Here is a 19,167-nt window from a genome sequence, read left to right on the forward strand (position 1 = left end):
CTGCTGAGGGGGGCGCTCCCTGGACGACTCGATCTATCATCGGTGCCTCACCCGTCCTCATCCGCGTCGCAGGGCCGCCACGGCGCCGGCGACGTAGTGGTCTCCGAAGCGGAGCAAGGGCGCGTACTGGGCCGCTCGCCGGTGTCGTATCAGGCGCAGCTCGGCCACGGCGTTGTCGGGGCCTTGCGGCAGTTGGGCGATCGAACGGCGCAACTGCACCATCGAGTAGGCCAGCGTCACGTGCCGTTCGCCGTCGACCAGGTCGGCTTCGAGCAGGGCGTTGCGGGCGGCGGCGAGGGCGGGGTCGCGGCCGGCCAGCTGCTCGTAGTGCTCGGGGAGCACTGCGAGCAGGTCCTTCATCGCCGCGCGGAAGACCTTGTAGCCGTGGTGTTGCCGACCGCTCAGCGGCCGGTCCACCGACGGGGGCGCCATGGTGTCGCGGACGACCTGCATGTAGAAGTCGGCAGGCATCGTGCTGGCGTGGGCCATGGCCGCGGGAAACCCCCGCACGTACACGGTCGCGTGGCCCAAGCGCCGCAGCGCCGCTGCGGAGCGGCCGTGCCGCAGATGGTGCGCGGCGTCGGTCACCGCGGTGGCCGCGCCCATGTTGAACAGGACATGGACCTGGTGCCCGATGATCCACCGGACTCTCCAGACCTGCTCCAACGGCTCAGCCACAGGCACCGGCATCTGCGTCCGGGGCGAGGCAGGCCGACCGCGGTCGTCGTCCGGTGCGCCGGTGAGGTCGAGCACGGCTCGGCGCATACCGGCGACCTCCAGCGCCAGATCCGAGCCCGACAGCGGGGCCTCGCACAAATCCCGCAGCCCACGGTGGACCACCAGGGCGCCCTGCAGCGCGGCCTGATGATCCGACAACTCCATCTCACGAACCCGGAAGAACGACTGACTCGTCGATTCGGCGGGGACACTCTCACCGACGAGCGACGGGACCTTGGCCGACAACGCCGCGACCAGTTCGGCGACCGCGACCGCCGCCTGCCGCAACGCCGCCGAGCGCTCACCCGGGCGCCCGTGCGCCGGGACTTCCCGCAACGCCTGCGCGGCCCGTTGCGCCTCGGCCCGACCCGCCGCATCCAGGTCCGGAACTGATCCCCCGACCACCGGATCACGAAAGATCGCCACCGCCGGATGTCCGGCCACGCCAGATATCTCCACGATCGTGGTCCTACCTCAGGCGAACCGGCCCCACGCCTGGGCGCCCCGTCCGCATCTGGACTCCGCGACCGCCGCCCTGGCCACCGTGCCCGGCGACCGGGCTGTTACCGGGGCTCGGGTAGGTGGCCGAGTCTCGCCGATCGCGGCGCGCAAGGGCGGGAGGCCGCGGGCGGCCTGCGGTTCGGCCTGTTGCTCGCTGAGCCGAGACCGGGACGACCCGTGGCGGGGTCTCTAGCGCGTCCACGGCTGATCCGCTGCCGGTTGCCGTCACCGGCCAGCTCCACCGAACGCTCGGACGGTGGGTGATTCGGCTGCTACGTTCCGGCATCGGGTGGTGCGGCCGGGAGGTGGCAGGTGGCGCGGCGGGTCAATCCGGAGCGGCGCGCGGCCGCGGTGGCGCGGTTGCTGGACCTGCGTGAGGCCGGGGCGTTGACGTCCGGGCATGTGCGTCTGGCGGCCGCCGGGCTGGGGATCAGTGAGCGCACGGTGTGGCGGTGGCTGGGCAGCCCGGGCGGCGACCGCGGCCGCCGCCCGGGACGCGAGCCGTACCAGCTGACCGACATCGACCGGGAGGCGTTCGCTTACTTCCACGGCAGCGTCGCCGCGGTGCACCGGGCCCGGGACGCGGTCGCGGCGGCGCATGCCGCCGCTCGCGCCGCCGGCCGCAACACACCGGAGAGCGGCGCGTCGGCCGGGACGGCGTCGGCGGGCGGGGAGCCGGCTGCCAGAGCGCCGGTGCCAGTGGATGAGGTGCCGGTGGGTGAGGTGCTGGCCGCCGGGGTACCGGTGCCGCAGTTCCTGGTGGCGGGGTGGGCCGATGCTGCGCGAATGTCGCTGCGGTCGCTGGAGCGGGCGTTCGCCCGCGAGCTGACCCCGGCCGAGCGTGCGGCGTTCACCGTGGGAGAGGAGGGCGTGCGGCGCGTCGGCGTGTACGCCCAGCGGCCGCCGTCGCCCCGCAACGCGGTCTGGGAGATGGACCACAAGCAGTTGCCGATCGTGGTGCTGCCGCAGCGCGGGCATACCGCGTGCCGGCCGTGGGTGACCACGATCGTCGATGACGGGACGCGGGCGCTGGTGGGATGGGCGATCTCGCTGACCCCGCACACCGGGACGGTGCTGACCGCGATCCGGATGGCGATGGTGCACGACCCGGCGCGCGGTCCGTTCGGTGCCGTCCCGGCCGGGGTGCGGATCGACCGGGGGCTGGAGTTCGCCGCCGCCGCAGTGCGCGACGCGCTGGCGGCGTTGTGCGTGGAAGTCGACCGGCTGCCGCCGCGGATGGCGTTCCGCAAGGGAAAGGTGGAGCGGATCCACCGCACCATCGAGCAGACGATGCTGCACGCGCTGCCAGGGTTCACCAAGGGCCCGCGCAACGCCGCAGGGCGGTTGTACGGGCCGCTGGACGACCGGCTGGCCGCCCGCGTCGCCGCGGCCGAGCTCACCGAGGGCGGCCCGATGGCGCTGGAACGCTTCGCGGCCCTGTTCGCCTCGTGGGCGCACTGGTACAACACCGCCCGCCCTCATTCGATGCTGCCCGGCCGCGCTACCCCGGCGCAGGCCTGGGACGACGACCCCGGGCCGCTGAACCGCATCGACGCCGCGCTGCTGCGGCACCTGCTGATGGCCGGCGCCGACGCGGTGATCGGCAAATGGGGCATCCGCCGCAACAACCTCTACTACATCGCTCCCGAGCTGGCCGGGCGCGGCGGGACGCGGGTGCAGATCCGCTACATGCCCCGCGACGACCGCTTCATCGAGGTCTACCTGGATGGGGGGCATTTGTGCACCGCGGTCCCGCAAGCGCAGGCGACCCCCGAGCAGCGCGCGCAGATCCGCGCGCACGCCGCCGAGGAACGAAAACAGCTCGCCCGCCGGCGGCGCCGCGCCGGCGCCGCGGCTCGCGCGACCCTGGTTCCGCTCACCGACCAGCAGACCACCGTTCAGGACGCGCAGGCCCTGCCCGCCGCGCCCGGCGACCAGCTCGCCGCCCGCCGGGGCGGCCGCGCGGCCGATGACATGCTGCGCCGCCGCGCTCGGTCCAACCTGCTCGACCCCACCGCCGACCCCACCGCCAGCTCCGCCGGCGAACCCGCGGCCGACGCTGGTTCGGCCGACGGTGAGTCCGACGGTCAGGTCCCGGACGCGACGGAAGGAGCCTGACGTGCCGCGCCACTTCGTGGAGCTGGCGGGGCGGCGACGCTGGCGACCCCGCAGTTCCAGCTGACCGGGCAGATCATCGACGACCAGGTGGAGGTGTCGGCGACCGGCGTGGTGCACGGCATCGCCGGGACCGGTAAGACCTTCGCCGTCGAGGCGCACCTGGAACGCCTCCGCGACGACCGCGCCCCCGCGACCCCGAACCCGGCCGCCGGCGCCGAGCCGGAAACCAAGCCGGAAACCCAGCGCACCATTCCGCTCAGCGGCGCGGCGCCGCAGGTGGTGACCTGCACGCTGGCGTTCCCGAGCAAACCGACCATGCGGCTGGTGGCCGACGAACTTCTCCAGGCGCTCACCGGCACGCCCGCCCCGCGCAGCCGCAACCGCTTCTACCTGACCGCCGCGCTGATCGCCGAACTGTCCGGACCGCAGCGGCTGATCGTGGTCGACGAGGCGCAGCGGCTCAACAGCGACTGCATCGAGCTGCTGCGGCACCTGCACGACCACCCCGACACCCGGTTCGCGCTGCTGTACGTCGGCGGCGACGGCTGCTGGGAGGTGCTGTCGCGCGAGCCGATGCTGGCCTCACGGGTCTACCGCCGGCTCCCGTTCAAACGGCTGGAGACCGCAGGGGGCCCGGCACTGATGCGCGGCTACCACCCGATCTACCACGGCGCCGACGCCGCGCTGCTGGCCGATATCGACGCCGCCTACGGGCACGGGATGCTGCGCAACTGGGCGGTGTTCACCCGCACCGCGCTGGCGCTGTGCGCCGCGCACGGCCTGGACCACGACACCGCCGAAGTCGCCGACAACGCCTACGCCAAACTCGGCGGCGGCCTGGCATGACGGGACTCCAATGACATCCGGCGCGCGGCGTCGCCCGGACCCCGACGATGCGTGGAACCTGCGGCCGGTCCTCCCGCCGGGTACGCCGCCTCCCGCACCGCCCCCCGACCGGCCACCGCCCCAGCTGCTGATCGTCGACAACGCCGGCGACGACGTCGCCGCTGCCCGCCACCTGGCCTCGCTCGGCCGCCCACCCGCGGGCCGGGTGGTGGTGCGCCCCACCCCCGGCGCCCTCGACGTGCTCACCCTCGGGCTGGACCTGCTGGTGGCGATCGGCAAACACCCGCACGCCGCCCGCGACGAGCGCTGCTCCGCCTTCAGCTGGAAGCTGGGCACCGCGTGGCTGCAGGGCACCGGCGCCCGCGACGTCGTCGTGGACCGCGCGCACCTGCTGAGCGCCGACCAGCTCACCGAACTCGCCACCGCCACCGCCGGAATCGGCGCGAACCTGTGGCTGCTGTGGTCGACGCCGACCAACCCCTTCCACGACCACGCCGTCGCCGTCGCCCGCGGCCTTTTCGGGGACCGCACCCAGATGCTGGACCTGTGGGAGTTCCAGCGGCGCCTGCCGCCGCCCGAGCTGCCGCCGCTGGCGACCGGGCACACCGACCCCGCCGCGTGGCCGGTGCTGCCCGCCGCCGACTTCACCACCTTCCTGGCCGCGTGCCGCCGCCGGCTCACACGCGCCGATTTCGCGACCGTCCAAGCGGTGTACTACGACACCGCCGAGGCCACCGACACCTGGTACTCCGTGGTCCTGAACGAACCCACCGGCCTGCACGTCCGTCCGACCGCCGGGCTGACCGGCGCGCAGGTGACCGGCGCGGTCACCGGGTGGTTGCGTGACCACGCCGTCGGCCCCGCTCCCACCCCGCACGCCGCGCTGATCCGGCTCCGCGCCGTCCAGGCCGCGCTGCTGGTGCGCGGGATCCTGCTGCGCTGGCAGCCCGACGCGCTCGGCCCCGACCCCGCCCGCCGGCTGCCCGGCGACCTCACCGAGCGCATCGCCGCGCGGCTGCACACCATCGCCCGCACCGACGCCGTCGCCGCCACCGCGCTGTCCCTGCATCTCAACCACACCTCCTACCGCTTCGGCGAGCTGAGAATCGAAGACATCGCCCCCGACGGATCGAAGATCCGCGGCCCCGGTGTCGGCCGCCACCCGGTCCAGCGCCTCTACCGGCCGCTCAACGGATACGACACCGCCCGCTCGCGCGCCGAGGACAACGCCTGGCGCGAACTCGCCGGCCCCCAACCGATCGCATTCCCCCACCACGCCCGCGCCCTGCTGACCGCGCACCTGGCCTACCGCTGCGGCGAAGGCGCCGCCGACCACGACCCGCTGTTCGCCCACCCCGACCACCGCAACCCCGCCACGATGCTGCGCGAGGCGATCCGCCGGACCTGCCGCACCCTCGGCCTGGACCCGCCCTGGATGCACCCCCGCAACTGCATCAACGGCATGGACGTCGGCCAAGTGCCGCGCACCATCGGGTCGAACGCGGCCTGACCGTCACCGTCCTGGACCCCGACCTGGCCGCCGCGCTGACCCCGCGACACCTGGACGTCACCGACCACCGGCCCCGCTGGATCACCCGCCCCAACACCGACTCCTACCTCCCCGACGCGCCGGTGCCCGGGCCAGCTTCCGATCGCGACGACCGACCATGACCCCACCACCCGACCCACCAGGCATGGACTTCGCCGACCGGCTGCGCGCCAGCGGCCTGTCGCTGTGGGAACTGGGCGACCTGCTGGGCATCCACCCCCACTACCTATCCGGCCGACAACCCGACCTGCGCGACCACCCAGTCGCCGTGCTCATCGAAATCTGCCGTCGCCTCGACACCCACCCCGCCGACCTCGTGCCCACCCTCGACAGCGTGCTGCGCAACCGGCGCCGCACCCCACCCGGCGGAACCAAGCCAGACGCGGAGCCTGACGCCGAGGCGGACGTCCACCAGGACACCCAGACAGTGCTCACCGCGCTGACCGTCGCCGGCGTCCCGCTCACCCGTGACGTGCTCGCCGAGGCGCTGGACTGGCCGCTGCGCCGCGTTCAGGGTGCACTCGACCACGCCCTGAACCAGCCCGAACTCGCCGGGCCCCTCGCGCTGCGACGGGTTCCGCCCGACGCCTACACCCTCACCGACGACGAAGCCACCGTCCTGCTCGCCGCGATCGGCGTCAGCCGCTGGCCACCCCAGATCGACTGGAACGAGCTCCGCGCCGACCCGCGCTACCAAGCCGCGGTCGCCGCGCTGAAAGAAGCCGGAGTCCTCTACAGCGACACCGGCCCGCACCGCATCGGCGTGCACCCTGACGTGCTGTTCAGCCTGCGCTACGAAGACGACACCCGCCTCGCCCGCCAACTCGGCGAGGACCTCCCACCGGTCCCCCAGCGCGACCCGTGGTCCGGCTCCGTCCGGATCAACCGGGACGGCACCGTCGCCGGCCCGGAGCACTGACAACAACCTGTCGCGAGCCACTGTCACAAAGTCGTCGTTCCCACTGACACAAACGTGTCGCGCAACAATATTGAGGTGACCACTCGAAGAATGAACCTTGTGAAAGCGTCCGGAATCGAGCGCCATAATCAACCCTTGATTGATACTGATTAGCCATCGAAGGTCATTCCATAACTGGCCCAGAACGGGGTGCAAGATAGCTGGTAGAGCGCTACCTGTTGTGGATAACCTCCGCCCGGAAGCTCACACTGGCCAGGTGGGGACCGAGCGCGGTCCGCAAACGCCAGGAGCGGAGGTACATGACGACAGTCAGGCGAAGCAGCGACGAGCCGGAGCCTCTGCAGCGTCGAGCGAAGCTCGGCGGAGGCCGGCGGCGAGAGCGGGAACTGAGAATTCGTGTCAGCGACGTGGAGTACGAAGAAATACATGAAGCGGCGACGCGAGCCGGGCTTGCATGTAGTGCGTTCGTCGTAAAAACGGTGCGTACCGCGATTCGGGAGCAGCGCCCCCTGGACGGGGCGCTCGTCGCCTTGCATGCCGAGTTGCGGAACGCCAGCCGTCAGGTGAATGCGGTCGGTGTCAATCTGAACCAGCTCGTGCGCCATGCCAACGCCTACAACGAGGTCCCGGAGTCCGTGGAGTGGTTGGTGGCGTACTGCTTCCAGGTGGCGCGGAGGGCGGAGGCCGTCATCGTGGAACTTGGTCGACGGCTGCCGTGATCGCGAAGGTCACTCGCGGCGCAGATGTCGGCAACTTGCTGCGCTACCTGTACGGGCCGGGCAAGCGGAACGAGCACGCCGACCCACACATCGTTGCCGGGTACCGGCACCCGGCAGCTCTGGAACCAGCACGACGCGTGGGCGGGAAGCGCGATCTCCGGCCGCTGGCCGAGGCACTGCGCTCTCCGCTGGAGACGATGAGGCGGAGCTGGCCAGCGGAGCCGGTCTGGCAATGCTCGCTGCGGACGGCCCCTACAGATCGGGCCTTGACCGATGAGGAGTGGGCCGACGTCGCCGAGGAACTGATGCACCAGACGGGGATCGCGCCACGGGACGATCCCGAGGCGTGCCGCTGGATCGCCGTGCGGCACGCGGACGATCACATCCATGTCGTGGCCACACTCGCGCGAGAAGACGGCCGGAGGCCCAACATCACTCGCGACTACCTCAAGGCCCGCAAGGCGTGCCAGGTCGTCGAGCAGCGGTATGGACTGTGCCGTACCGCGGCCGCGGATCGGACGGCGGCACCCCGTCCTTCGCGGGCTGAGCTGGAACGGGCTCAGCGTGCCGGGTTGGAGGTGCCGCCTCGGGTCGCGTTGCGTCGGCACGTGGCCGCCGTCGCCGCAGCGTCGGACAGCGAGGAGGCGTTCTTCGCCGGCCTGCGTGAGCGTGGGCTGGTGGTGCGGCTGAGATTCAGTGTCCGGACGCCTGGAGAGGTGACGGGTTACGCCGTTGCGGTGCCCGAGTACACCAACTCGGAGGGCGAACCGATCTTCTTCTCTGGTGGCAAGCTCGCCGCTGACCTCACCTTGCCCAAGCTGCGCCACAGGTGGACGGAACCCGGCGTCCACCGGCGGGCTGCCAGGCCCCGCAGGTGGACGCCGGGTTCAACCGGCGACCACGCGGAGCGGGCCACTGCCTACCGGGAAGCCGCCCGAGTTGCCGGGACGGCGGCTTGGCAGATGCGCGTCCTGCGTGATCCGGGTGTTCGCGCCGATCTCGCCGCGGCGGCCTCTGACGTCCTCCATGTCACGGTGGACATCACTGGCAACCGCGAGCTGGCCGAGGCCGCCGACTTCTACGACCGCGCCGCCCGGGAGCCATTCGGCCGCATGCCGCCGGTCACGCGGTATGGCAGCGCCTTGCGCGCGGCGGCTCGGACCATTGCGGTCACCAACGTCGGCTGGGGAGATCGACGCGAGCAGAAGCGGGATCTCACGGTTGATCTGCTGTTCCTCATGGCGAACCTTGTAGATCTCATCGAGTCGACGGCCGAGCATCGCCTTGCCCAGCAGCGCTTCGCCCAAGCCGATGCTGCACGCAGGGCCGCAAGACGGCTGGACGCCGTCCGACGGATGGAGCTCCATTCAGCTGCCCCGGTATCGCCGCGAGTCGCGGAGACCCTTGAAGAGGGCCGGGCGATGGCGAGGCTTGCCGCCGAGTCCTTCCCCGTGCCGCTGGGCGACGGGTTGACATCGGGGGCTGCGCCAGCATCCCATCCGTCTCAGCGATCTTCTCATCGAAGGGGCGCGCCCAGGCGCTGACCAGGGGAAGTCGAGACTCGCCGATGTGTTCGCAGTGATGGAGTCACGAACACGGTACGTGCACAATGACTGAGCGTAAACAAAGTCATGGAGCGGCAAAGCGTCTGCCTGTCGCTCCCCGAGAGAAAGGACGGGCCATGTCCACGATCAGCTATGGCCATCCCGCGGGGGGTCTGCACCTTCAGGAGTGCACCCATGACCGACGACCACACCCAGGTCGACCGTAACCCCCAAACCGACTACGAGACCGAGCAGTCCGCCCTGGAGCTGGAGAGCGCTGTACGGTTGCTGAACCGGGCCGTGGGTCAGACGGGCGGCCTTGCCGGGCCGGCGACCGTCTACGCAGTGCTGGACGCCGTCCACGCAGCCGCAGCAACGGGCTGCCGCACGAGACCGGTGCTCCACCGTCCTGCGACACCGCCGCCGAACCCGCCCCCACGGCCTCGCGCCGGCGAGCCGAGCCACGAGCGAGACAGCCCGAGAACGGAAGGCCTCGGACGAGATGGTTCGGCAGCTCCCGGAAGGGGGCGGGAGCGTGAAGCAGATGAGCCAGGACGAGCTTCTTGCTCTCCCCACCACGGTCAGCGTTGAGACCGCCGCCCGTGCCATCGGGCTCGGACGTACGCGCGCCTACCAGCTCGCTCGCCGAGGGCAGTTCCCCTGCAAGGTGATCCGCATCGGCACGAGCTACCGCGTCGTGACGGTCGATCTCCGTCGGCTGCTCGGCATCGAGCCGAGCTAGCGAGCCGTCCAACGAACGAAGGTCCGGTTCCCGTCGGGGAGCCGGACCTTCCGTGTTGGGGACGCAAGATCCGTCACTGTGCTGATCTCCGCCAGAGACGGCCAGACCGTGATCACTAAGCACGGGAGTTGAACCAGGATGACGCTCAGACGTGCCAGATCCCAGTGACAAATGGGTGACAAATGATCTTCAGAAGGGCATTCAAGATCGCCCCACAGAGCTCTGACCTGGGAAAACAGGAGAGCGGGCGACGGGAATCGAACCCGCGTAGCCAGTTTGGAAGACTGGGGCTCTACCATTGAGCTACGCCCGCTAGGCGATCTCCGGGCCCGGTGGGCCTCGATCGCCAACCCGTAGCGTACAGGGTCTTCGGGGTGGACGTGCCGGGGGCGGAGCGGGCGGGGGCCGATCGGGACTACACTTCTCGCGTCATCGCGTTCGGCGGTGGTGTGCGGGCTGTAGCGCAGTTTGGTAGCGCACTGGCTTTGGGTGCCAGGGGTCGTGGGTTCAAATCCCGCCAGCCCGACCGAGATCAGGTAGGAAGGACGACGTCCGCCTTCCGTCTTGTTCCGGATGCGCTGGAAGCCCGAGCGCAGGAGCAGGACCCAGTGGGCCCACCACCCGAGCAACGTTCCCGTTCCGGGTCTGGGGCGGCGGCGCTTGGGCCGGTGTGCGGCGCGCGTCTGGGCCGTGTGGGGTGACGCGTTTGCTGGTGTCAGTCCAACCGGCTGCCACGGGGGCGGCGCCGTCAGGGTCACCCGGCTTTGAGTGCGTCTGTGGTGGTGTTGAAGCCGGACGTCCTGGCCCACGCAATAGGCGACCAGAGGTTGGTCAGTGCCAACCACACGCGGGTCACGCGCTCGGTCCGTCTCACCGTTCAGCGTGATCTGTGCTTCCAGGTCACTGCCCCAGACGCCGTGAGCATCGTCGGGTGATGCAGCGATCACGCGTTCTGCGATGAACTCGACGTCCGCACACAGCTCGAAGTCGATCCGGCCGAGAGCGGGCGCTCCCGTTAGAGAGACCTCGACCGGGGGCTGGTGCACGCCCTGGGGTTAGGCCGATCCGATATTCTTACAGACAGGTTTGTTCTGTCGAGGTGGGGGCGGGATGGGGCCACTCCAGGCGGGGGATCCCGTTGGGGTCGGCGGGTACCGGGTTCTCGCCCGGCTCGGTGCCGGTGGGATGGGGGTCGTCTATCTCGCCCGGTCGCCGGGTGGGCGGCTGGCGGCCCTCAAGCTCATCCGGCCGGATGCCGCCGACGACCCGGGGTTCCGGGAGCGGTTCCGGCGTGAGATCGCCGCCGCGGGCAAGGTCAGCGGGCTGTACACGGCTCCCGTGCTGGACGCCGACGCCGACGCGCCGCCGCCGTGGTTCGCCGCCGCCTTCGTCCCCGCGCCCACGCTGAAGGAGGCCGTCGAGGACGGCGGGGCGCTGCCTGAACCCGCCGTCCGCGCGCTGGGCGCGGCGCTCGCCGAGGCGCTGCAGGCCGTTCACAGGGCGGGGCTGGTGCACCGCGATCTCAAGCCCGGCAACATCCTGCTGGCCGAGGACGGGCCCAGGATCATCGACTTCGGGATCGCCAAGGTCGTCGACGCCACGCAGATCACCCGTACCGGCGGCATGATCGGCACGCTGGCGTACCTGGCGCCCGAGCAGATCGCCGGCGCCAAGGACGCGGGGCCTGCGGCGGACGTGTTCGCGCTGGGGGGCGTGCTGGTCTACGCGGCGACGGGAGCCCGGCCGTTCGGGGAGGGCGACCCGGGCGCGCTGCTCTACGAGATCATGTACGGCGAGCCCCGTCTGGACGGGCTGCCCGCGTCGCTGCGGAGCACCGTGGCCGCCTGCCTGGCCAAGGAACCGGCCCGGCGGCCTCCACTCGCGGACGTCCTCGCGGCGCTGACCCCCGCCGATCCTTCCGCGCTCCTCTCCCCCGCCCTGCGACGGGAACTGGCGGCCAGGGAGGCCGAGGCGAACCGGGTCGCGTCCGGGCCCGTGACGCTGCCGCCGCCGCTACCGCGGATCGAGGAGACGGTCCCCGACGGCCTGCGGCGGCGGCGGGTGCTGGGGCTGGCCGCCGGGGCGGCGGTCGCCGTGACCGGCATCGGCGCGGGGACGGCGGGCTGGGCGCTGGCGGGCGGGAAGTCCAAGCCCGCGAAGCCCGCGCCTCGCGGGACCGCCATCGCCTCGGCGCCCGCGCCGGCGTGGACATTCGTCCCGCCCGCGCCCGTCGGGTCCGACAAATCGCACGTGCTGGTCGCGGGCGGTGTCGTGCTGTGGGGCGGCGAAGACGCGGCATACGGGGTGGACGCCGCGTCCGGGCGGCGGCTGTGGACGGCGGACGTCAGCATGTTCGCCGGCTGCGCGGTCCACGGGTCGACGTTCGTCCTTCCGAACGGCGGCGGTCTCGACGGGAAGTCGACGATCAGCCTGGTCGACGCGGCATCGGGTGAGGCGACGCATCTGCCGATGCCCGAGGGCGCGTTTCCCCGCTCCGTCTTCGGCGTGGTCGACGGCGCGGCCCTGCTGCAGTCGGGGACGTACTCGGACGAGGGCGTCCCTGTCGTGTGGGCCGTCGACCTCGCCGGCGGCAAGGCCCGCTGGCGGTTCCCTCTCGCCGACTCGGACGCCTCCGGCGCGGCCGACCGGAACGGCCTGTACCTCAATGTGAAGCACACGCTCTTCGCCGTCGACCTCGCCACCGGCCGCAGGCGCTGGACCGTCGACTGGTCCAAAGACGGGGGTGAGTGGCTGACCCAGGGCATCGCGGTATCCGGCGGCAGGGTGTTCGGAAACTTCGCCGACACGCTCCAGGCGGTCGACACGGCCGGTGGGAAGAGCGTGTGGTCGCGGACCGCCGGCGCGGAGTTCCCCTCCGTCCTGCCCGCGGCCGGCAAGGTGATCTTCCGGGGTGACGACCTGCACGCTCACGACCGCGCGACGGGGGCCCCCGCGTGGTCCCTGGCCGGTCCGGAGAAGTTCGTCGCCGAGTCGGGGCACGACGCGGCGTCGGGCGACGTCCTCGCGGTCGCGTTCGAAGGCGGCGTCTTCGCCGCCACGGCCTCCGGCCGGGGGCTGTGGGCGCACTGGGGCGACGTCCCCCGCGCCGGGAAATGGAACGTCGCCGTGTCCGGCTCGTCGGTCCTCGCGACAGATCATGAGCGGCTGCTCTGCTTCCGGGCGGCCTCGTGACGGCCCGGCCAGGGCCCGAAGACCCCGCCCGCATCGGCGGGTACCGGGTGCTGCGGCGGCTGGGCGAGGGCGGCATGGGACGGGTGTACCTGGCCGCGTCCCCGGCCGGACGGGCGGTGGCGATCAAGGTGGTGCGGCCGGAGCTCGCCGGGGATCCGGCGTTCCGGGCGAGGTTCCGGGCGGAGGTCGCGGCAGCCCAGCGGGTCAGCGGCGCGTTCACCAGCCCGGTGGTCGAGGCCGAGCCGGACGGGGCCGTCCCGTGGCTGGCGACCGCGTACGTCAACGGCCTCAGCCTGAAGGAGACGGTCGAGCGGTACGGGCCGATGCCCGAGCCGCTGCTGCGCACGCTCGGCGCGGGGCTGGGCGAGGCGCTGATCGCGATCCACGCGGCGGGGCTGCTGCACCGCGACCTCAAACCGGCCAACATCCTGCTGGCCAAGGACGGGCCCCGGGTCATCGACTTCGGCATCAGCAGGGCCGCCGACCATGACGCGTCCCGCGGGTCCACGCGGGCGCTCACCTCCGAGGGGCAGATCATCGGCTCCCCCGGGTACATGTCCCCCGAGCAGATCCGCGGCGGGACGCTCACCGCGGCCGCCGACGTGTTCGCCTTCGGGGCCGTGCTGGCCTTCGCCGCCACCGGCCGTCCCCCCTTCGGCAGGGACGAGCTGCCCGCGATCATCCACCGGACCTTGCACGAGGCGCCCGATCTGAACGGCGTGCCGGCGTCCCTGGAGCGGATGGTGGCCGCCTGCCTGAGCCGCGACCCCGGTGAGCGCCCGCCCACCGAACTGCTGCCGTCGCTTCTGGCGGCCGAGCCGGTGGCCCCCGGCTGGCTTCCGGGCTCCCTCGGCGAGGAGCTGCGGCAGCGGGAGGACACGCTCCTCCTGGATCTGCGCGAGATCGCCAAGGCCCGCACCCGCCGGCGGCTGCTGCTCGGAGGCGCCGCCGCCGCGGGACTCGCCGTCGTCGGCGGCGGAACGGCCGCGGCACTGGCCGCGGCCGACGGTGGGGCCGGGCGGAGGCCCGCCCCGCCGAAGCCGCTGTGGCGGACGACGATCGGCGACCTCAGCGACCGGCGCTTCGCCGTCGAGGTCCTCTCCCGGACGGTCGTCCCCCACGACGAGGGGCCGGTGTACCGCTGGCACTCGCTCGACACCGGGCGACAGCTGTGGTCCAGCAGGTTCTCCGTCGCCGTCACCGGACCCAGCATGATCTATGGGATCCCGGACGAGGAGGACCGGCTGATCGCCATGGACGAGTCCCACCGGGTCAGGTGGAGCAGCGACGTGGCCGCCGGCAACGACTACCCCGAGCTGCTGGGGCCGGACGACGGGAAACTCGTCATCACCGGCCGGGACCGGACGGTCTTCGGCGTGGACGCCGCCACCGGCAGCCGGCTCTGGGCCTACGAGTGGCCCTCCGAGACCTTCTTCAGCCTCCTCTACGGCATCACGAACCACACCCTCGTCGCGATCGGCACCCCCCGCGGGGCCGACAGCCTGCTCGTCGGGCTCGACATCGCGACGGGCGCGGTCCGCTGGGCCGATCCGGAGGGCGGCCTGACCTCCGTCCCCGAGGGCGGCGGGAACCTGATCTTCCGCAACCCGTCGGGGGTCAGGCTCGAGGCGCGGTCCGCCGACACGGGCCGCGGTCTCTGGGCCGTCGAGCTTCCCAAGGCCGCGGCGGAGCCCCACGACGAAAGGCGGCTCTCGCAGAACTTCACCGTCGCAGCCGGGACGGTCTACACCGGCAGCCCGACCTTGTACGCCCTGGACGCGTCCACCGGCCGGGAGCTGTGGACCTACACACCGACCTCACCCGGCGGGCAGGAACGAAGCCTCCTGGTCAGCGGGAAGCACGCCTATATCCTCGACAACCCGCGCCTCATCGCGCTCGACGCCCGCACGGGCCGCCGGGTCTGGTCCGCCGACACGCCCGCGGCCCGCACCGCCCCGCTGGTCGCCGCCGGCGGAATGATCTGCACCGGGGTGGCCGGAGCCACGGGCGCGGGGCTCTACGGCTGGGACGCCGAGACGGGCGAACTCGTCTGGAACCACCCCGTCTCCACCCCCTCCCCGACCAGGCAATGGGCGCTCGCCACCCGCGACCGCACCCTGGTGGCCGCCCAGGACAAAACCCTCCTGGCCTTCCGGCTCTCCTGAGACGGAGCGGGCGCGGCCGACGCCAGGCCGAGTGGCCAGATCGTTCGAGCGGAGTTACGGGGCCGTCGGGTGGGGTTCGCAGAGGAGCTTCGCGGATCTACTGCTTCTGGCCTCGTGGACGGCGGCGACGCGGGCGAACGAGCGCGGGCTCATCGTCGCCTTCCATGCGCCGAGCGGTTGCACGAGACACTCGGTGTGCTCGGACGGGTCGAGGACGATCTGGCCGAGTTCGGCGTCCGTGAGCGTTCCGCCGTCGAAGACGAACCCGATCTTCGCGCAGGGCCATCCCGGGTCGGGTGGGAGGAAGTGCGTCAGAAGGAGGACGGGCGGTCCGTCGAACTCGATGCCGGTTTCCTCCCTGCACTCCCGGACGGCCGTGGCGAACGGAGTGGGGTCGCCGTGCTCGACGTTGCCGCCGGGGAACTGCCAGGTCTCCACGCCCAGCGCTGAGCGCAGGAGGAGGGGATCACCGTCGACGTCGGTGAAGTACAGGGCGGCGTACATGGTGGCGTTCGGAAGCGTCCGGACGTACTCCTCGGGAGGCAACCAGCTCACGGGACTCCGATCTGCTCGTGGAGGTGTCCTCGGCATCATGGCGGTATGAGCGCTTGGGTCTATATACGCGGGTGGCTGGAGTTTCACGGGCAGAGGATTGAGGCCGAGCGCATCATCCGCCACGGGGACCCTGCGGGGTGGGCGTTTCCGGAAGGCGGCTGGCTCGACGCGGCGTGCTACGCCCGCGCGGTTCGCTCCTCCGGTTCCGACGATGTTCTCGACCAGGTCCGGCAGATCGCGGCCCTCCCCGCCGCCGACGAGGACGGCGACCGGGTCTGCGGGCTCTTCCTCGTCTTCCACGAGGAGGGGCACCAGATCGAATGGCAGGTCAGGGACGGGCGAGTCCAGGTCGCTCCGGCGCCGGCCCGCTATGACTATCTCTGGCGATAGCCACGGGGGCCCAGACGTCAGCCGACGTGGACGATGGGGCGGCGTTCGATGTCGGGTTCGGCCTGGCGGAGGATCTCGCGGGTCATGGGTGGGACGTCGCCGCCGCCGAACACCAGGTAGCGGAGCAGGGCGCCGATCGGGTTGCCCTCGGCCCAGTGGAAGTAGACGTGCGGCTGCTTGCCCGTCTCGTGCTGGATGTGGAGCAGGATCGCCGCGATCGCGTTGGGGATGCTCGGGCCCTCGGTGCTCAGGACGCGGTAGCCGTGCCGCTCCTCGCCGGTGACGCGCACGGTGGACTCGAACTCCGACGCGTCCGAGACGGTGAGTTCGAGGAACAGCAGCCCCTCCTCGGCGCGGAGCCGGTGCAGTTCCCAGGCTTCCCGCGCCTTGTCCAGGTACTCCTGGCGGTCGCGTTCGTCGGGTTCGTTGGCGATGATCCGCAGTTCGCCTGACCGGTCGAGCAGCTCGCGGGCCTTCTCGTCGAACTCGACGTCGGTGATGCGCAGTTCGGTGGAGCGTGTGGCGCGGGAGATCAGCGAGGTGACGACGATCGCGACGCAGAACACGACGGCGATCACCAGGCCGTCGGGGCGTTCGATGATGTTGGCGACGGTGGCGTAGGTGAAGACCAGGGTGACGGCGCCGAAGGCGGCGGAGGCGCGGCGGCGTCCGCGCTTCCAGGACGCCAGCGTCGCGGCGACCGCGGCGGACAGGATCAGCGCGAGGACGCCGGTGGCGTAGGCGCCGCCCTGCGCCTCGACCTGCGCTCCGAACAGCAGGGTGATGGCGAACGAGACGAGAGTGAAGATCAGGACCATCGGGCGGGTGGCGCGGGTCCAGTCGGGGGCCATCCCGTAGCGCGGCAGGTAGCGGGGAACGATGTTGATCAGCCCGGCCATGGCGGAGGCGCCGGCGAACCACAGGATCGCGACCGTGCTGAGGTCGTAGGCGCTGCCGAACCACTCCCCGAGGTGCTCGTGCGCGAGGTAGGCCAGCGCCCGGCCGTTGGCCTTCCCGCCCTCCTCGAACTCCTTCTCGGGGATCAGCACGCTGGTGGCGAAGCTGGAGGTGATCAGGAAGACGCTCATGATGACCGCGGCCGTGGTCAGCAGCTTGCGCGCGCCCTGGATCCGCCGGTCCAGGTCGCCCTTGACCAGTGGCATCACGGCCACGCCGGTCTCGAACCCGGACAGCCCGAGGGCGAGCTTGGGCATCACGAACAGCGCGACGGCGACCATCACCATCGGGTTGGAGTGGTCGGCGGTCAGCGCGTGCCTCCAGTCGGTGACCAGCCCCGGGTCGGACGCCACCTCGACCAGGGCCGTCCCCACCACCACGACGTTCAGCACCAGGTACACCGCGACCAGGACGACCGCGATCGAGATCGCCTCGCTGAACCCGACCATGAAGACCGCGCCCAGCGCCGCGATCAGCACCAGCGTGACCGGGATCTGCCAGCCCGCGACCGCGTCTGGGGCGAACGGGTTGTGCAGGAGGTGGGCGGTGGCGTCGGCGGCCGACAGCGTGATCGTCACGATGAACGCGGTGGCGACGAAGCCGAGCAGGAACAGCACCAGGAGCTTGCCGCGCCAGCCGGGCAGCAGCCGCTCCAGCATCGACAGCGACCCCAGCCCGTGCGGGCTCTGCCCCGCCACCGACCGGTAGACGGGCAGCGCCCCGAACAGGGTCAGCGCCACCAGCAGCAGGGTGGCGATCGGGCTCAGCGCCCCGGCCGCCAGGGCGGCGATGCCCGGCTGGTAGCCCAGCGTGGAGAAATAGTCGACGCCGGTCAGGCACATGACCTGCCACCAGGCGTGCTGCTTGTGCGGCGCGTCCTCGTGGTGCGGCTGCTTCTTGTGCGGCCCCGGCTTGTGCCCCGGGCGGTGCAGCCCCTGGAGCAGCCAGCGCCGCACCCCCGAGTCCGCCTCCGGCTCTGCTGACGTTCCCATCCGGCCCCCAGGTCGAGTCGCGAGCCCGCACACAATACTGGCGAAAGGGGACATCCGCGCTAGTGCCGCACAGGAGAGCGGCCACACCGCTCGTCACGGGGCCGGGAGCCACGTGTCCGCACGCGTATCGGAGCGCCGCACACCTTTTCGGATGCGTGGAGCGCCTCTAGGCTCCGCTGCTATGGAGCCTGACGCGTTCACGAGTTCTCCAGTGGTCTGGCTGGTGACCGAAGACATCCACCTCATCCGTTCGGACACCATCACCAGCATCGGGGTGACCGGCGACCAACTCACCGTCTGGCAGGGCGACCGGGCGACGACCGTGGTGCAGGTCGGCCTCCGTCAGCAGTTCGCCACGAGATACGCCGGCATCTTGGCCCAGCGCCTCGCCTCCGCCGCCACCGACCCGCCTCTCGATCCGGTGGGCAAGCCCTACCCCGCCGTGTACGTGTGGCTCCACCTCGACGATGCGGCGGAGCCCTCCTGGGAGGTGAGGGTCGCGGGCGGCGGCGAAGGCGCCGACCCTCCCGAGCCGCCCTTCAGCGCCGGCGCACCGGCCTGAGGGAACGCCGCCGCGTACCGGCGGCACGCCGGGACGCGGCGTACCGCCGGAATGCGGTGATCAGTCGGTCTGCTTCGGGTAGGTGCCCGTGCCCTTGACATGGATGCCGTCGGGGCCCGGCGGCTTACTGAACCGGAGCGTGTAGACGCCGTATTCGAGTTGCACGCTCTCGGTGATGATGAGCGGTTTCCCCTCGTCGTCCTTTATCTTGCACTTGTAGTCCTTGTCGAGGACCCTTCTCGGCGGGCTGACGATGGTGTCGTACTTGTAGATCTCGAAGTAGTAGGGCTCGCCGGGGACGCCGAGGCACTGCCACTTGAAGGTGTCAGTGCCCGCGTTCTGGGAGAACCTCTTGGAGTCCCACTGCTTCGCGAAGGTGACGTCGAAGGTCTTGGTGACGTTCTCGCGGCGGGCGGCCTCGGCGGACGGAGCCGCCGTCAGCACCCCTGACGCGACGACCGCCATGACGAGACAAGCGGTTTTTCGCATACACCCCTCCTTCTGTTTGCGAGCACCAGTTTCACCCGCCAGAGGAGATCATTTCAGTAGGCCGGACATTACGAACCAGTAGATTCTCTCTCGGCCGCCGAATGGTGTTTTTATCAGCCTTAGGCTGCAAATTTCTATGTTTATGGCTACCTGCACGCCTCGGCGGCAGCGCGGCGCCGGAGGGGGCGGCAGCGGCCGGCGGGGGCCGGT

General features: G+C 71.4%; 15 protein-coding genes and 2 tRNA genes. 12 read left to right on the forward strand and 5 right to left on the reverse strand.

Annotation, left to right across the window (positions count from 1 at the left end):
- Positions 1–57: 57 nt before the first annotated feature.
- Entirely contained in the window at positions 58–1,161 is a 1,104-nt protein-coding gene (locus ABWI04_RS12790; RefSeq protein WP_353832505.1) for a 3-methyl-L-tyrosine peroxygenase-related protein, read from the reverse strand.
- 369 nt (positions 1,162–1,530) lie between these two features.
- On the opposite strand from ABWI04_RS12790, the gene ABWI04_RS12795 reads away from it, so the two are divergent.
- The 7 genes from ABWI04_RS12795 to ABWI04_RS12825 all read left to right on the forward strand — a co-directional run bounded on the left by ABWI04_RS12795 (position 1,531) and on the right by ABWI04_RS12825 (position 9,655).
- Entirely contained in the window at positions 1,531–3,336 is a 1,806-nt protein-coding gene (locus ABWI04_RS12795; protein WP_353832506.1) for a TnsB C-terminal domain-containing protein, read from the forward strand.
- An 87-nt stretch (positions 3,337–3,423) separates the two neighbouring features.
- Positions 3,424–4,182: an AAA family ATPase gene (locus ABWI04_RS12800; protein ID WP_353832507.1), complete on the forward strand. Its 759-nt coding sequence runs from the start codon at positions 3,424–3,426 to the stop codon at positions 4,180–4,182.
- Between the two features lie 10 nt (positions 4,183–4,192).
- On the forward strand, positions 4,193–5,692 hold the full coding sequence (locus ABWI04_RS12805) for a hypothetical protein (protein WP_353832508.1): 1,500 nt from the start codon (positions 4,193–4,195) through the stop codon (positions 5,690–5,692).
- Positions 5,693–5,876: 184 nt separating this feature from the next.
- Positions 5,877–6,650: a helix-turn-helix domain-containing protein gene (locus ABWI04_RS12810; RefSeq protein ID WP_353832509.1), complete on the forward strand. Its 774-nt coding sequence runs from the start codon at positions 5,877–5,879 to the stop codon at positions 6,648–6,650.
- 299 nt (positions 6,651–6,949) lie between these two features.
- Complete coding sequence (locus ABWI04_RS12815) at positions 6,950–7,369, forward strand: plasmid mobilization protein (protein ID WP_353832510.1); 420 nt, start codon at positions 6,950–6,952, stop codon at positions 7,367–7,369.
- Between the two features lie 197 nt (positions 7,370–7,566).
- Complete coding sequence (locus tag ABWI04_RS12820; protein ID WP_449717384.1) at positions 7,567–8,913, forward strand: relaxase/mobilization nuclease domain-containing protein; 1,347 nt, start codon at positions 7,567–7,569, stop codon at positions 8,911–8,913.
- A 544-nt stretch (positions 8,914–9,457) separates the two neighbouring features.
- Positions 9,458–9,655 (forward strand): helix-turn-helix domain-containing protein, encoded by a 198-nt coding sequence (locus tag ABWI04_RS12825; protein ID WP_353832528.1) that lies wholly within the window; start codon positions 9,458–9,460, stop codon positions 9,653–9,655.
- Positions 9,656–9,897: 242 nt separating this feature from the next.
- Here ABWI04_RS12825 and ABWI04_RS12830 read toward each other — a convergent pair.
- Positions 9,898–9,968 (reverse strand) — tRNA-Gly (locus ABWI04_RS12830).
- A 139-nt stretch (positions 9,969–10,107) separates the two neighbouring features.
- Between ABWI04_RS12830 and ABWI04_RS12835 the strand changes: the two genes are divergently transcribed.
- The 3 genes from ABWI04_RS12835 to ABWI04_RS12845 all read left to right on the forward strand — a co-directional run bounded on the left by ABWI04_RS12835 (position 10,108) and on the right by ABWI04_RS12845 (position 15,012).
- Positions 10,108–10,181: transfer RNA gene (locus ABWI04_RS12835), tRNA-Pro, on the forward strand.
- Between the two features lie 584 nt (positions 10,182–10,765).
- Positions 10,766–12,847: a protein kinase domain-containing protein gene (locus tag ABWI04_RS12840; RefSeq protein ID WP_353832512.1), complete on the forward strand. Its 2,082-nt coding sequence runs from the start codon at positions 10,766–10,768 to the stop codon at positions 12,845–12,847.
- Positions 12,844–15,012 carry a protein kinase domain-containing protein gene (locus ABWI04_RS12845; RefSeq protein ID WP_353832513.1) on the forward strand — a complete coding sequence of 723 codons (2,169 nt, stop codon included), beginning with the start codon at positions 12,844–12,846 and terminating at the stop codon, positions 15,010–15,012. Before ABWI04_RS12840 ends, ABWI04_RS12845 begins: the two co-directional genes overlap by 4 nt.
- Before the next feature lie 54 nt (positions 15,013–15,066).
- Here ABWI04_RS12845 and ABWI04_RS12850 read toward each other — a convergent pair whose 3' ends face one another.
- Positions 15,067–15,567 carry an NUDIX domain-containing protein gene (locus ABWI04_RS12850; protein ID WP_353832514.1) on the reverse strand — a complete coding sequence of 167 codons (501 nt, stop codon included), beginning with the start codon at positions 15,565–15,567 and terminating at the stop codon, positions 15,067–15,069.
- Between the two features lie 45 nt (positions 15,568–15,612).
- On the opposite strand from ABWI04_RS12850, the gene ABWI04_RS12855 reads away from it, so the two are divergent.
- The gene (locus tag ABWI04_RS12855; protein ID WP_353832515.1) at positions 15,613–15,957 is read left to right on the forward strand and encodes a hypothetical protein; all 345 of its coding nucleotides are present in this window, start codon (positions 15,613–15,615) and stop codon (positions 15,955–15,957) included.
- 17 nt (positions 15,958–15,974) lie between these two features.
- On the opposite strand, the gene ABWI04_RS12860 is transcribed toward ABWI04_RS12855, so the two are convergent.
- Positions 15,975–17,906 (reverse strand): amino acid transporter, encoded by a 1,932-nt coding sequence (locus tag ABWI04_RS12860; RefSeq protein WP_345180910.1) that lies wholly within the window; start codon positions 17,904–17,906, stop codon positions 15,975–15,977.
- A 181-nt stretch (positions 17,907–18,087) separates the two neighbouring features.
- On the opposite strand from ABWI04_RS12860, the gene ABWI04_RS12865 reads away from it, so the two are divergent.
- Positions 18,088–18,468 carry a hypothetical protein gene (locus tag ABWI04_RS12865; protein ID WP_353832516.1) on the forward strand — a complete coding sequence of 127 codons (381 nt, stop codon included), beginning with the start codon at positions 18,088–18,090 and terminating at the stop codon, positions 18,466–18,468.
- A gap of 60 nt (positions 18,469–18,528) precedes the next feature.
- On the opposite strand, the gene ABWI04_RS12870 is transcribed toward ABWI04_RS12865, so the two are convergent.
- Positions 18,529–18,957, reverse strand: a complete 429-nt coding sequence (locus ABWI04_RS12870; protein WP_353832517.1) for a hypothetical protein — start codon at positions 18,955–18,957, stop codon at positions 18,529–18,531.
- Positions 18,958–19,167 lie beyond the last annotated feature (210 nt).

The organism is Actinomadura sp. NPDC000929, assembly GCF_040492065.1.
Lineage (GTDB): Bacteria > Actinomycetota > Actinomycetes > Streptosporangiales > Streptosporangiaceae > Spirillospora > Spirillospora verrucosospora.